Origin of the sequence: Nocardiopsis sp. NPDC057823, from assembly GCF_042797335.1 — a bacterium.
Lineage (GTDB): Bacteria > Actinomycetota > Actinomycetes > Streptosporangiales > Streptosporangiaceae > Nocardiopsis > Nocardiopsis changdeensis.
The window spans coordinates 152,560-165,774 of sequence record NZ_JBHVLR010000005.1 but is presented as its reverse complement, the minus strand read 5'-3'; the positions used below and the strand labels follow the sequence as shown (position 1 = coordinate 165,774).

Genomic DNA, 13,215 nt, shown 5'->3' with positions numbered 1-13,215 from the left:
CCGGGTCACAGGGAGGCGTCCGGGGCCTCGTGCTCGATCTCCTCGATGACCCTGCCGCCCAGGTGCGTCTCGATGAGGGCGGCGCCCACTCCCGGGGGGAGCCGGGCGTCGGCGGCGGGTGCCCGCTCGGGCGCCCCGGCGCCCTGGGCGGGCTCCGGCTTCGGCGCCGGTGCGGCCGGGCGCGCGGCGGGGGCGGCCGGCTCGGGCCCGAAGTCCTCCGGCGGCGGGGCCGCGGCGGCGTCCTCGTAGGGGTCCGGCGGCGGCTCCTGGAGGCCGGTGACGATCCTGTCCGGCGGCGGTCCCGCCGGAGCCTGCGGCGCCGGCCGCTCCTGATGTCCGGACTGCGGCTGCGCGGGCTGCTCCCGGACCTCCTGGGGGCCGGCCGGACGCTCCGGGGCCGGGGCCGGGGGCTGGGCCGGGGGCTGGGCCGCCGGGGCGGGGGCGTCCCACCCCGCGGGCTCGGCCGGCCGGGCGGGAGCGGGCGCCGGGGCCGGAGTGCCGCCCCCGGAGACGGCGGTCACCCGCACCTCCATGCCCAGCACCTGCTGGACGGCCGAGGCCACCACCTGGTCGCTGCCGCTGTTGCCGAAGCCCCGGGCCTCGTTGGGCCGGGAGAAGCCGAGGACGACGGCGTTGCCCTCCACTCCGACCGGGCGCACGTCGCTGCCGGTCAGCACCATCCAGGTGAAGCGGCGCAGGCGCTTGACCGCGTCCAGGATCTGCGGCCAGGAGGCCTGGATCCGGCCCAGGTCCACCGCCCCGCCGCCCTGGGGCGCGGGAGCGGACGCGGCGGGCGCGGGCGCCGCCGGGGCGGGTTCGCGCCGGGCCGGTGCGGCGTCCCAGCCGTCTGGCTCGGCGGCCCTGGGCTGCGGCTGCGGCTGCTGTGCCTGCGACGGCCGGCGGTGCTCCTGCGGCGCGGGCTGCGGCTGCCGGGGCTGTTCCGGGGCCGCGGACGCGGCGGGGGCCGGGGCGGGCTGCGGCGCCTGGACGGGTGCCGCCGGCGCGGCGGGCGCGGCGGGCGCCACCGGACCCGCGGCGATCCGCCGCTCCATCTGCTCCAGCCGGGCCAGCAGCGCGCCCTGGTCGCCGTCGGCCGACGGCAGCAGGATGCGCGAGCACATCAGCTCCAGCACCAGCCGGGGCGCCGTCGCCCCGCGCATCTCCGTCAGGCCCTGGTTGAGGATGTCCGCGCCGCGGGTCAGCTCGGCCGGGCCCAGCCGGGTCGCCTGGGCCTTCATCTGGTCGGCGGCCTCGGCGGCCACGTTCACCAGGCCCTTGTCCAGGGCGTCCGGGACCGCGGCCAGCACCACCAGGTCGCGGAACCGCTCCAGCAGGTCCGTGGCGAACCGCCGGGGGTCGTGGCCGCCCTCCACCATCCGGTCGATCAGGGAGAACACCGCGGCGCCGTCGCGCGCGCCCAGCGCGTCCACCATCTCGCCCAGCAGGCTGGAGTCGGTGTACCCCAGCAGGGACACCGCGCCCTCACGGGTGATGCCCTGGTCGTCCGAGCCCGCGATGAGCTGGTCCAGCACCGACAGGGTGTCGCGGGCCGAACCCGCGCCCGCCCGCACCACCAGCGGCAGCGCCGCCGGGTCGTAGGCCACCTTCTCCTGCTCCAACAGGTCCTCCATGAGCTCCCGGAGGGTGCTCGGCGGGATCAGCCGGAACGGGTAGTGGTGGGTGCGCGACCGGATGGTGCCGATGACCTTCTCCGGCTCGGTGGTCGCGAACACGAACTTCAGGTGCGGCGGGGGCTCCTCCACCAGTTTCAGCAGCGCGTTGAAGCCCTCGCGGGTCACCATGTGCGCCTCGTCGATGATGTACACCTTGTAGCGCGAGCTGACCGGCGCGAAGAACGCGCGTTCGCGCAGGTCGCGGGCGTCGTCCACACCGCCGTGGGAGGCCGCGTCGATCTCGATGACGTCGATGCTGCCGCCGCCGTCGGGGGCCAGCGCCACACAGGAGTCGCACTCGCCGCACGGGTCGGGGGTGGGGCCCTGGGCGCAGTTGAGGGAGCGGGCCAGGATGCGCGCGCTGGTGGTCTTGCCGCAGCCCCGGGGGCCGCTGAACAGGTACGCGTGGTTGATCCGGCCGCTGCGCAGCGCCTGGCGCAGCGGTTCGGTCACGTGCTCCTGTCCGCGCACCTCGGCGAACGTCGCGGGACGGTACTTGCGGTACAGCGCGATGCTCACGGCGTGATCACTCCCCTGGTCCCTGCCACGGGTCCATTCAACCCGCGAGCACCGACAGCTCGCGCCGGTTCCGGGGAGAAACCTGGGGTGGACCGGGCCGGAGAAAACAGAAAGGACCCCCCGCGCACCCGCCAGAGCCCACTTATCCTTGCTGCCTTCCGGCCCTGGGGAGGTTCATGGGATGACGCCGCACGAGGGGTCTGCCCCGAAGTCTATCCGAACACGGGGGTGCTCGGGCAACCGGCCGGGACCGGCCACCGCGTGGCCCCGCGGCGCGCGCCGGGGGATGATGGTCGCATGTTCGACCCCCACTCCCCGGTCGACCGGTCCCCAGGGCGCCGCGACCTCATCGTCTCCGTGCTGGAGGACGCCTTCGCCGACCTGATGTCGGCGGCGCCCGCGGCGTTCCGGTTCAAGTTCCGCAGGATGGCGGCCGACCCCTTCGCCTTCTACCGGGGCAGCGCCGCCCTGTTCTACGCCGACGTCGGCGACGCCGAGGACCCGTGGGCCGACGCGCGCACCTCCCGGGTGTGGATCCAGGGCGATCTGCACAGCGAGAACTTCGGCACCTACATGGACGCGACCGGGCGTTTCGTGTTCGACGTCAACGACTTCGACGAGGCCTACCCGGGCCACTTCACCTGGGACGTGCTGCGGCTGTCGGCGAGCATCGCCCTGACCGCCTGGCGCAAGGCCCTGTCCGACGACGACATCGACGCGCTCGTGCGCCGCTGCGTCGGCTCCTACGTCTCCCAGGTGGCGGCGTTCGCCCAGGACGGCGGCGACCGCGACTTCTCCCTCAAGCTCGGCACCACCGACGGCACCGTCCACGACGTCCTGCAGCGGGCCCGGTCCAACAGCCGCTCCGCCATGCTCCTGTCGATGACCCGGCGCCAGGGGTACGCCCGGCTGTTCCGCGAGGGGCCCAAGGTGCGCCGGCTCGACGACCCGGAGCGCGAACGGGTCCTGGCCGCCTACCGCGCCTACCTGGGCACCATCCCGTCCGACCGGCGGCACGGCTCCCTCAGCTACGAGGTCAAGGACGTGGTGGGCAGCGGCGGGTTCGGCATCGGCTCGGCGGGGCTGCCCGCGTACACGTTCCTGGTGGAGGGCCCCTCCGAGGCCTGGGAGAACGACCTGGTGCTGTCGATGAAGCAGGGCAACGTCGCCGCCCCGTCCCGGGTGGTGCGCGACCCCGAGATCATGGACGCGTTCGAGCACCACGGGCACCGCACCGCCGTGTCCCAGCGGGCGCTCCAGGCCCACACCGACCCGCTGCTCGGCCACACCGAGATGGACGGTCGCGGGTTCGTGGTGAGCGAGGTGTCGCCCTACACCACCGACCTGGACTGGGACGGGCTCACCGAGCCCGCCGACATCGCGCCGGTGCTCGAATACCTGGGCCGGGCCGCCGCCAAGGCGCACTGCGTGTCCGACTCCCACGCCGACGACTCCCTCGTGGACTGGCAGGTGGAGGAGGCGCTGATGAACGTGCTGGCCGGGCGCGAGACGGAGTTCGTGGACTGGTGCGCCGCGTTCGCGCACGCCTACGCCGCCCAGGTGCGCGCGGACCACGCGCTGTTCGTCGACGCGTTCCGCAACAACGCCATCTCCGGGGTCCGCTCCAGCCACGGCTGAGGGGCCCGGAGAAACCCGTTCGAAGCACACTCCGACAACCTGTAGAGTTGTTCGCGGAGGATTCGCCTAGTGGCCTAGGGCGCACGCTTGGAAAGCGTGTTGGTGGCAACGCCTCAGGGGTTCGAATCCCCTATCCTCCGCCGCCGCCCACCAGGGCAGACGCAAGGCCCCGACCGGACACCGGTCGGGGCCTTCGTCGTCCGTAGTCTCAGTTTTAGTCTCAGTTGGCTTCTGCGGAGCCGTCTCCGGCTTCCTGGGGAGACTCCCAGATCAGTCCCCCGACGCGGTCCGCGACGTCCGTGCGGACCTCATCGAAGCACCTGGGTCCCTCACCGTGGCGAGCGAGGCCAAGCCATGCCGCACCACCGTGCACTCCGCCGTCTCCGCAGGGGGGCAGCACGGCCAACGCGACGTTCCGCGCGCCGCTCGAACGGGACTCCTCTACACCGGCCTCACAGAGGATGTGCCCCCGTCTTCGACGACCGCCGCAACCACGTGTCGAGAGTGCGTCCAGACCCGTCACCGGGGATCTACAAAGCCGACCCCACGTGTCGATGAACCCCAAACAGGAATCCGTACACCTCGAAGGTCCTGATCGTAGATGGCTCATCCCGCCTCATCAATGACCAGCCCATCTTGGATCGCTGACACGGAACCTTCCCATCCATTGATTCCCTTCCATACCACTGCGATTCCAAGGGACTCAAGGAACCCTACATACCCGTCACCCACCTCCTCGGTGAAAAGCGCAACGAGTTTGGGAAACGGCGGGTATGGGTGCAGGAAATGTCTATAGGACAGCAACTGACCCACTGCCTCTCGGACTGCCCCAGTCGCATTTCCCTCATATACGACCTTCGCCTCCACGAGCCACTCAGAACCATCCTTCTTAAGCATGAGGTCCCTCGGATGAACGTTGGTAGCCGGAGTGAATCCCGCTTTCGCCAAGGCCGTCCCATAGTCTCGAATCAAAGTTTCATGTCGACGCTGCTTATTGAGCGTACGGCCAGCGAGGTGGGTCACATACTCAGAATCATCCTTAGGACGAAACTCCATGAAGAGATCGTCAATGAGCTTGGGAGCGACCGGATCAACCAGAACATCCCCAGTAGCCGTGCCGTGCTTCCGTGCCAGACAAGCCCTCTGGTAGAGATCGGTGATCTCCCAAAGGTCCCGCCTAAGCTCGTCCTCAGATGGCAATCCATCGACTAGAGAGTACCGCCGTGACACAATGTTGCCCGCTTCGTAAGCCTTCTGCCGCCAGCCACTAGATCCCAAATTGACGTCAGTGTCCCACCCCTTCAGCGAAGACTTCGTGAGCTCCTTTCTGAATTCGTTTGCCGCACTCAGAAGCAACGGCCGAAGTTCAGATACTCTCCCCTCCTTACGAAGCTTCTCTCTCAGATCTGTCACCCCCTGAAGAAGCATCAGGGTAACAGAGTCCATCTCCTTGGCAAAGAGGTAAACAACGTACAGACCCTGACCGGGCTTCGTCGTTTCATCAGGATCAAAAAGACCCACCCAAGGAGTGAAAGTTGGAGTGCCCATACCCCCACTCCCATGAATCACCAGACCAGCTGGAGCTAGATGCCCTAGGTGCCGATCGGCTTGCCGGAGCATTTTTTGAGCCTTAGAATCCATCGGGGCTGCAAAGTCAAACTCGTCAGCCACCGTTCTAAGGTATGTCCTCAGATCCATGTGTGTTCCTCTCCGCCTAAACGTTAGATACCTTCCTACCGGAGCTCCGGTCGCCGAAGGAACAGAAACCGTCTAGGAATCTGAGCCGTCCTCTCCCTCCTGGGGAGACTCCCAGATCAGCCCCCCGATGCGGTCGGCGACGTCCGTGCGAACCTCGTGCACCACGTGCTGGTAGCGCTTGGCCATCGAGGATGAAGACCAGCCCATGATCCCCATGACGGCGCGCTCTGGCACTCCCAGGATCAGCAGCACTGTGGCGGCGGTGTGCCGGGCGTCGTGAAGGCGTGCCTCCCGCAGTCCAGCCTCTCGAAGCAGGGCCTTCCACTCGTGGTGGTCGGTGTTGGGGCTGAGCGGCCGGCCGAACTCGTCGGCGAACACCCAACCTCCCTCCTCCCAGAGGTCTCCAGCGGCGTCCCGTTCCCGTTCCTGGGTGGCCCGGTGCTCCCGCAGAAGTGCGGCCAGGGGCCCAGGAAGACCGATCGGACGCCTTCCCGCGGTCGACTTGGTGTTCTTGGTCAGCGGGTTCGTGCGGACCTTCTCCGGGCAGAATCCCGGCTTGCGTCCGCACGTGTCCCCACACCCGTGCGCGTACTTTGGCCGAAGCAGGTTCCGGCGTACCCGCAGACCACCGGAAACGAGATCGACGTCAGGCCAGCGCAGTCCCAATGCCTCTCCCTGCCGGAGTCCGAGAGCCAGCGCGACAGCCCATCGTGCGCCGTTGCGCCGTTCGGTGGCCAGCTTCATCAGGCGCCGGACCTCCCCCACTGAGTAGGGCTCCACTTCTTCCTCCGAGACCCGCGGCGCTTTGGCCAGCACCACCGGATTCTTCGCCAGGTGACCGCGTCGCACTGCCTCGTTGAGAGCGGCCCGGATGGTGCGGTGGGCGTGGTGGGCGGTCGCGGGCTTGCTGCCGTTCGCCTGCATCTTGGCGTAGAAGCGTTCCAGGTGTTCGGGCTGGAGCTTGTCCAGCCAGTGACCACCGAGTCCGGGGATGAGGTGAACGCGGACATCCACGCGGTAGCCGGAATAGGTGTACTCGCTCACCGAGGCCGCGGCGATGTTCTCCAGCCAGTGTGTGAGCCAGTCGGCGACCCGCCACCGCTGTCCGGCCTTGGGCACGCTTCCGTTCTCCCGCTTGCGCTCCAGCTCCCGAACGGCCTTGGTGATGTCCTTCCGGGTCTTGCGCATCACGTGGCGCCGGTCCGGCTTGCCGTCGTCTTTGACCCCCACGGTCACGCGCCCGTGCCAGTAGCCGTCCTTTCCGAGGTAGATGGAGGAGGCTCCGTTGGGCTGCCGGGTGCGCTTGGAGTTGTCCGTCATGTGTTCCGCTCCTGAGAAGTCCGGAGCGGGGCCGCGTCGGTGCGGCCCCGCGAGGGGGTCACGCCGCGCGGTCGTGGGCGCTCTCGGAGAGCAGCAGGTCCACGTACTCGTCAAGGGCGACGGCGGGCACCAGGCGGGAGGTGCCGATCTTGACGGAGCGCAGGCGTCCGAGCCGGATCTGTTCGAAGGCGCGGGTGCGGCCGATGCCGAGCAGTGCGGCGGCTTCCTCGACTCGCAGGAGCTTCTTCTGAGTGGTCATGGGCAGTGCTTCCTTTCTTGGGGTGCGATCCCGGCTGGTTGCTTGGCGGCTATGCGCCGGGGCCGCTGAACTGCGGATGAACCTGGTAGGCGGGTGAGGGCGGGCGTCCACCCTTCGGGTTCCGTGGTGGTGGGGGTTCCATGGCGATCCAGCCGTAGCCCTCCAGCAGTTCCAGGGACGGCAGGACGTCGGCGACCTTGGGGAAGGTCCCGCGCGGCAGACCGGAGAACGCCTCGCGCACGGTGAACCGTGCGAGCTTCTTACGGGTAATCCAGTCCAGGACCAGGCGGGCGCGCTCCATCTCCGGATCGGCGCCCATGTGGTCGAAGGCCGCTTCGGCATGGACGGTGAAGTACTCACCGATCCGGACCGCCGCGGCCATGGTGTCCGCGCTGATGGGGAGCCGGTAACCGTCTACGGGATTGTCGGCCAGATGCAGCAGCGCCGCGATCCGCACGGTCGCTCCGACCGACTTGCCTGCCCAGTCGGACATGTGCCCCAGATCGCCGGTCTTCGGGTGAAGCCGCGGCTCCAGCTCGCGGGCGTAGTCGAGCCGGAGCTGGTCGGCTTTGGGCGAGAGCTGGAGGCGCTGGGGGTCGGTCCAGTCGAACAGGTGCACCACCATGCGGGCCAGCCGCTCGTTGTAGGTGGCGGCTACCTGCTCGGGGATCGGTTCGGGTTCCTGGTTGCGAGTCCCGATGTTGGACTCGGGCAGCGAGTACAGGAACCGCCCCAGCAGGCCCTTGCCGCGGAATCCGGGGCCGGTGGCGATCTCGCGGATGACGTCCGGCTGCACCGACAACCCCAAGGTCAAGATGGCGCTGTCGACGTGCTCGGAGCGGTCCTTGCGGTCCACGCGCAGCATGTCGCCGGCGTGGCCTTTCAGGAACAGGTCGAAGTTCGGGGAGCCGCTGTAGCGGCCCGCGAGGATCTGGAAGATGCCGCCTTCCGCGCTCAACACGGCGAGCCTGCCGCCTTGGTCGGCCAGGATCGTGGCCGCAGTCTCGGGGGTGGCGTCGTCCACGAAAAGCTGCGGGATGGCCGGGACCTTGATGTCTTCAATCGCGGAAGCGGCGTCGGTGGCGTCGGCCACTGCGTCCGGTGCGCCCTTGGAGGCGATGGCTTTGGCCTTGGCCTTCTCCGCGACCCCGGCGGCGATCGAGCGGGCCAGTTCGGCTTCCACAATCTGTGGACGCACCCGTTCGGCCAGTTCCTTCTCCACTGCCAGGATCGGCGCGGTGATGGCCCGGAACACCGCCGACTTACGCGAGGCGGGTGGCAGGGCGACCACGGTGAACAGGTTCACCGGCTCGGTGTAGGTGCCGCGCACCTGAACGATCGCGCGACCGCCGGCCGCAGTGGACAGGGCGGCCAGGACGATGCATCCGGCCGCGTCCACCGGGGTCTGGGTTTCCTCGGCCAGCGCCAGGACGAACGCGCGGATCCACTCGGGCAGGCACTCGGCGGGGAAGGTCGGGAGCTTGCCGCGGGTGCCGAGCGGAGTGGGAGCCTCCCACTCCGGCTCGGTCCCGGGGGCGTCGTGAACGGCGCTCACGCGGCGGCTCCTCGCGGGCGTCGGATCCCGGCTTGGAGGCCGCTGCGCACGGTCGCCTCACACTCGGTGGGGTCCAACCCGATGCGCTCACCGGCGGCCGTCAGGGCGTCTTCGGCCAGGTGCTTGGGGAGCATCCCGGCCCCGACCAGGGTGCCCACGGCAAACGCGGCCTTGTTCAGGGTGTGGTTGCGGCTGCCCTCCCTTGAGGCGAGCACGCGGTCGACCTCTCCGCGCAGGGCTCGGGTGACGTAGGTGGCCGCTCCAGGGTGGGAGGCCAGCATGGAGTGCACCTGGCCCGAGGTGACCGGGCGCCGGCGTGCGGGCTCCAGCAGGGTGGCCAACCACTCGGGCAGCGGCGCCACGGGTGCGGGGTTGGTGACCTCGTAGGGGCCGCGTCCGTCGACGTCGGCCACGTACGACCCGGGGCCGACGACGTACCCGCCCGTGGCGCGGGTGTCGATCAGCCACCCCAACCGGCCTGAGGTGTTGCGGTAGGCCGCGCCGTCCGGGGCCGCGTAGTACAGGTGAGTACCGCCCCGGCGGGTTGTGACGGTGAACGTGCCCAGGAACGAGGTGTCGCCGTCTGCGTGTTCCTCAGCCAGTGCGGCGAGCACGTCGGCGCCGTTGGTGATGCCGGGCCGTGCCCACTCCGGCGGAGGCGTCTCGCTGTCTTTGGGGGTGTCCAGGTCGATGACCACCAGTCCGGAGGGTCCGCACGCGATGGCGAGGTTGTGGGCGGGGTGTGCTCCCCAGTGGGCAGTGATGGCGTCCGCATCGCGGGTGGCGTGCCGCTCCCAGTCGGTGAAGTTGCGCACGGGCCGCTTGGCGCGGGTGCGCAGCGGGAACACGTGCCACCCGCGACGTGCGGCTGCGAGGGCGTAGGGCAGGACGTTCGTAGGGGTGCTCATGCCGCCACCGCCCCGACAGTCAAGGCCGTGGCCAGGCGGGCGCCGATCCACTGCGTGTACGCCGGCGGGATCGCCTCGCACACCTCACGGATCCCCAGCTTCACGTCACCGCCCGCGGGTGCCTTCATCCACGGGACGCCCATCGCGTCGCACGCGGCGAGCTGCCACGCCCGGGAGTGAGCGCCACCGCTGATCGTCATGAACGATCGCTCGACGGTGGGCAGGTACCCGTTGCGAGCGCACAGCGCGACGTGACGGGCGTGCTCGGGCTGCGGCAGGGTGAACCTTCCGCCGGTCTCGAAGCCGCGGTGCCGGTACACGGTGAGCCCGAACATAGGCCCGCACAAGACAACCGGGTCCCGGAGCGGTGCTTGGGGGACGTTCTCCATCACCCACGGCCGGCCGGACGTCTCCAACAGCTCACGCACCGGGGCGATGAGGTCGGGGTAGCTCTTCTTGTTGTAGGCGTTCAGGGTCGAAAAGGACTGGCAGGGAGGGGAGGCGTGGATCGCGTCGAACTCATGGCCGTGCGAGAGAGCGAAGCCGATGGCGTCGGCGACGTGGTGCTCGAACGGGTACCGGGGCTGGGGTGAGATGTCCACACCGACGACCTCGAATCCGGCACGGTAGTAGCCCATGGCGGCCCCGCCGGCGCAGGAGAACAGGTCCAGGATCCGCAGACGCCGCGTCATGCCGCCACCTCCAGTTCCCACGCCTCGGGGCTGTCGCCCTCGTGGCAGGCCGGGCACTCACCCAGTGAGGTGGGGATGCAGCAGATGAAGACCTGGTGGCAGGTCGGGCAGGTGCGGCGGGCGCGCATCGCCGCAGCCAGGGAACGAGCCTTGGCCTCGGTGACCGGCTGCTTCGGCAGAGCCTCGCTGATCCGGTACAGAGCAGCGGTACGGACGCCGTTCTTGGCGCGTCGGGAGCGCCACATCACCTGTGCAGCGGGGTGAGTGCTGCCGGGGCGCAGGCCCATGGCGGCCAGCTGCTTGCGGGTGGCCATGTCGTCGTCGGCCAGCCATGCCATGCCCCATGGGTAGGTGGGGAGGCCGTGCCGGGAGCCGTCAGGGTCGAGGAAGCGGAGGTTCGTCACGGCGTGACCTCCGCGCGGGCGTGCTGCATGATGGGAGTGCTCCTCGCAGTGATGTGTGGAGTGCTTCTTTGGGAGCGCGGTCCCGGTGGGTTGCTTGGCGGCTATGCACCGGGGCCGCTTTTTCGTGCGTTCACAGAATGCCGACGACGGGACTGAAACCCGACATCGTGGCTGGTCACCTGCGGTTTTGGGTGATGTCGGCCCCGAAACCGGTTTCGGGGCCGGTGAAGCCGTCCGGGCGGGCTATGCACCCTCCGTCAGGGCGCCGGAGCGGGCCAGAGCGGCATCCAGGTCGACGCGCTTGACGCCCTTGCGGGACCCTCCGTCGCCACGCTTGGTGACCTGTCCGGTGTGCACTCCGAACGGCGCCAGCGCGTTCGACAGGGTGGTGGCCATCCGGGTCTCATGGGCGCGCTGTTCCTCGCGCGACATCTCGCCCACCGGAACCTCGGACTCGGTCCAGGGGCCGTAGGTGTCGGGCCGGTAGGACGCCAGGGCTTGGACCAGGCGCACGGAGTGCATCGTGTCCTCACCCGCCGGCCAGACCGCTGCGAGGTGATCGAGCAGCGTCGTGGTGTCCTCTGCGGCGATGCTCTCCCCAGCAGCCTCACCCGACAGGGTTCCCGCGGCGGTGCGCAGCGCCAGCGCGCGCTTGCTGATGTCGATCGCTTCGGCCTGCTCGATGAACGCGGCCTTGACGATCTGGGTGTCGTGGCTGGACTTGACCAGCCAACCGGTGCCTGGTTCCTTCTTGGGGTCGAACATCGTGGCGCGCACGCCGTTCTTGTACATCGACGTGCCGAGCACCATGTCGTTGGCCTGCTGACCGACCACGGCCAGGCAGAACCGAGTCGAGACGTTGTCGCTGATCACCTTGGGCAGGGACTTGGCGTCGGGCCGCTGGGTCGTGACGACCAGGATGATCCCGTACGCACGGGCCTTGCGGACCAGGCGTCCGGCGATCTCGGCGGCTTCCTTGCCGTACTCCTCGTGCTCGAAGAGGGTGTGTGCCTCATCGAAGATCGCCAGCAGCGGGTGCAGCCCCAGCTTCCTGTTCTTCGCCAGGTGGGGGTAGACCTTGCGGCCCTTGGGCACCTGGTCGGAAGGGAGCCCGGCGATGATCTTCTTGCGGCGCTTCAGCTCCTTCTCCAGCTTGCGCAGCGCGTCCAATCCCGAAGCGCAGTGTTCGTCGTCGTCCCCGGACACGTACCGGTGACAGACCGGCTGGAGGGCGTCAAGGTCGCCGGAGCCCTTCATCTCGTACACCCACATCTCGCAGGTGGGATCGAGCGCGCCGGCCAGCGCGACCACCATGACGCCCGACGTCTTCCCGGAACCGGGCACACCGCCCATCAGCAGGTTGGTGTACATCAGGTTGAGCGGGATCACGCGCCCGCGCGGGTCGAACCCGAAGGGGATATCGGCGAACAGGTCGGTCTGGCCATCCGTCATCAGCGGCCACAGGCGGCGCTTGGCCTTGGCCGGGTCCTTCTTGGCCACCCACAGCACCAAGCGGCCCGGGTGCGCCTCGGAGTCGGACTCGGGCCACACGGTGGTCAGCGGCCGGCGCATCGCTCCGGCCAGCTTGGCGCGCTCCTCCAGCACCTTCTCCGTCAGGTAGCCCGGGGGCAGGTCGACCTCCGCACGCCAGCCGGGGCCGTCGGTCTGGATGGGGTTGACGAAGTCCACGCGACCCTTGACCCCGATCGCTTCCAGGGCGGCCACGACCTCGGTCGAGGTCAGCTCCCGCTGGATGTGCGGGGAGGTCCACCGGTCGATGATGGGCTTGGAGTCCGCCTTGCGTCCGGCGGCCCCGAACAAGGCCAGCATCGCGATGATGCCGGACATCGACGCCCACGCCGGAGCGCTGGCCAGCGCGACCGCCCCGACCGTGGTCACACCGAGCGCGACCACAAGGGAGCTGAGCAGGCGGGCACGCACTCGGGCGGTGTGCTGGCGGGAGAGCATCATGTACTCGGCCGTGCTTCCGCGACCCGTGGTCTCGCCCCGACCGGCAGCGGCCTTGCGCAGTTCTCGGGCTTCGGTGTCGAACGCCCACTGTCCCCAGACCGCGACCGCTCGGCCGGCGCCGCGTGGGGAGCGCGACATGAGCTTGAGCAGGTAGATGGGTGAGCGGGTGGCGCGGTAGGCGCTTATGCGGGCGTAGTACTCCACGATGAAGCGGGCGTTCTCGGCGAACTCCTGCTTGTCGCGCAGATAGGACGGCACCAGGGCGGGCGCGGTGTCGAGCAGCGCGCGGCGGTCGTCCATCCATCCACCGACGCGGGTGGTGGGCAGTGCGTCCACGGGCCGGGCCGCGGCTGTGTCCTCCATGTCGAGGACTTCGACGTCGGCGGGGTCGACACGTTCGATGGTCGACGGCTTGGGTTCAGGCTCGGTTCCGATCGCGGGGCGGGTGGGGAAGGCCACGACGTTCTCGCTGTCGGTGCGGTCGCTACGGGGTTCGGGGTGGCTCATGCTGGAAGCTCCTCACTGCTGGTGGGGTGGGGCGGCAGCCGTGTTCTTGGCGGAGTGGGGCTGCCGCCCCG

Annotated in this window: 10 protein-coding genes, 1 tRNA gene and 1 other RNA gene; 2 read left to right on the top strand and 10 right to left on the bottom strand. The window is 69.5% G+C overall.

The genetic code is table 11. The annotated features are described in order from the left end of the window. Nucleotides 1-5: 5 nt before the first annotated feature. Both ACFVNO_RS11320 and ffs read right to left on the bottom strand, forming a co-directional pair. Entirely contained in the window at nucleotides 6-2,192 is a 2,187-nt protein-coding gene (locus ACFVNO_RS11320) for a DNA polymerase III subunit gamma and tau (protein WP_378891658.1), read from the bottom strand. Between the two features lie 108 nt (nucleotides 2,193-2,300). Beyond that, an RNA gene (ffs, locus tag ACFVNO_RS11315) (signal recognition particle sRNA small type) lies at nucleotides 2,301-2,396 on the bottom strand. Between the two features lie 93 nt (nucleotides 2,397-2,489). Here ffs and ACFVNO_RS11310 point away from each other — a divergent pair. Together ACFVNO_RS11310 and ACFVNO_RS11305 are read left to right on the top strand one after the other, a co-directional pair. After that, nucleotides 2,490-3,830 carry a DUF2252 domain-containing protein gene (locus ACFVNO_RS11310; protein WP_355260636.1) on the top strand — a complete coding sequence of 447 codons (1,341 nt, stop codon included), beginning with the start codon at nucleotides 2,490-2,492 and terminating at the stop codon, nucleotides 3,828-3,830. A gap of 55 nt (nucleotides 3,831-3,885) precedes the next feature. Then, nucleotides 3,886-3,970, top strand: a tRNA-Ser gene (locus tag ACFVNO_RS11305). Nucleotides 3,971-4,436: 466 nt separating this feature from the next. On the opposite strand, the gene ACFVNO_RS11300 is transcribed toward ACFVNO_RS11305, so the two are convergent. From ACFVNO_RS11300 to ACFVNO_RS11265, 8 genes are all read right to left on the bottom strand, one after another. Continuing rightward, nucleotides 4,437-5,528: an MrcB family domain-containing protein gene (locus tag ACFVNO_RS11300; protein WP_378891653.1), complete on the bottom strand. Its 1,092-nt coding sequence runs from the start codon at nucleotides 5,526-5,528 to the stop codon at nucleotides 4,437-4,439. A gap of 72 nt (nucleotides 5,529-5,600) precedes the next feature. Then, nucleotides 5,601-6,848: a tyrosine-type recombinase/integrase gene (locus ACFVNO_RS11295; protein ID WP_378891650.1), complete on the bottom strand. Its 1,248-nt coding sequence runs from the start codon at nucleotides 6,846-6,848 to the stop codon at nucleotides 5,601-5,603. A 58-nt stretch (nucleotides 6,849-6,906) separates the two neighbouring features. Beyond that, entirely contained in the window at nucleotides 6,907-7,107 is a 201-nt protein-coding gene (locus tag ACFVNO_RS11290; protein WP_121181709.1) for a helix-turn-helix domain-containing protein, read from the bottom strand. Nucleotides 7,108-7,156: 49 nt separating this feature from the next. Continuing rightward, on the bottom strand, nucleotides 7,157-8,662 hold the full coding sequence (locus ACFVNO_RS11285; protein ID WP_378891647.1) for a YfjI family protein: 1,506 nt from the start codon (nucleotides 8,660-8,662) through the stop codon (nucleotides 7,157-7,159). Continuing rightward, entirely contained in the window at nucleotides 8,659-9,570 is a 912-nt protein-coding gene (locus ACFVNO_RS11280) for a bifunctional DNA primase/polymerase (RefSeq protein WP_378891644.1), read from the bottom strand. Before ACFVNO_RS11280 ends, ACFVNO_RS11285 begins: the two co-directional genes overlap by 4 nt. After that, nucleotides 9,567-10,262 carry a DNA cytosine methyltransferase gene (locus ACFVNO_RS11275; protein WP_378891641.1) on the bottom strand — a complete coding sequence of 232 codons (696 nt, stop codon included), beginning with the start codon at nucleotides 10,260-10,262 and terminating at the stop codon, nucleotides 9,567-9,569. The genes ACFVNO_RS11280 and ACFVNO_RS11275 overlap by 4 nt, the downstream gene beginning before the upstream one ends. Continuing rightward, on the bottom strand, nucleotides 10,259-10,666 hold the full coding sequence (locus ACFVNO_RS11270; protein WP_378891638.1) for an RRQRL motif-containing zinc-binding protein: 408 nt from the start codon (nucleotides 10,664-10,666) through the stop codon (nucleotides 10,259-10,261). Before ACFVNO_RS11270 ends, ACFVNO_RS11275 begins: the two co-directional genes overlap by 4 nt. A 243-nt stretch (nucleotides 10,667-10,909) precedes the next feature. Next, nucleotides 10,910-13,144: an FtsK/SpoIIIE domain-containing protein gene (locus ACFVNO_RS11265; protein WP_378891635.1), complete on the bottom strand. Its 2,235-nt coding sequence runs from the start codon at nucleotides 13,142-13,144 to the stop codon at nucleotides 10,910-10,912. Between the last annotated feature and the right edge of the window lie 71 nt (nucleotides 13,145-13,215).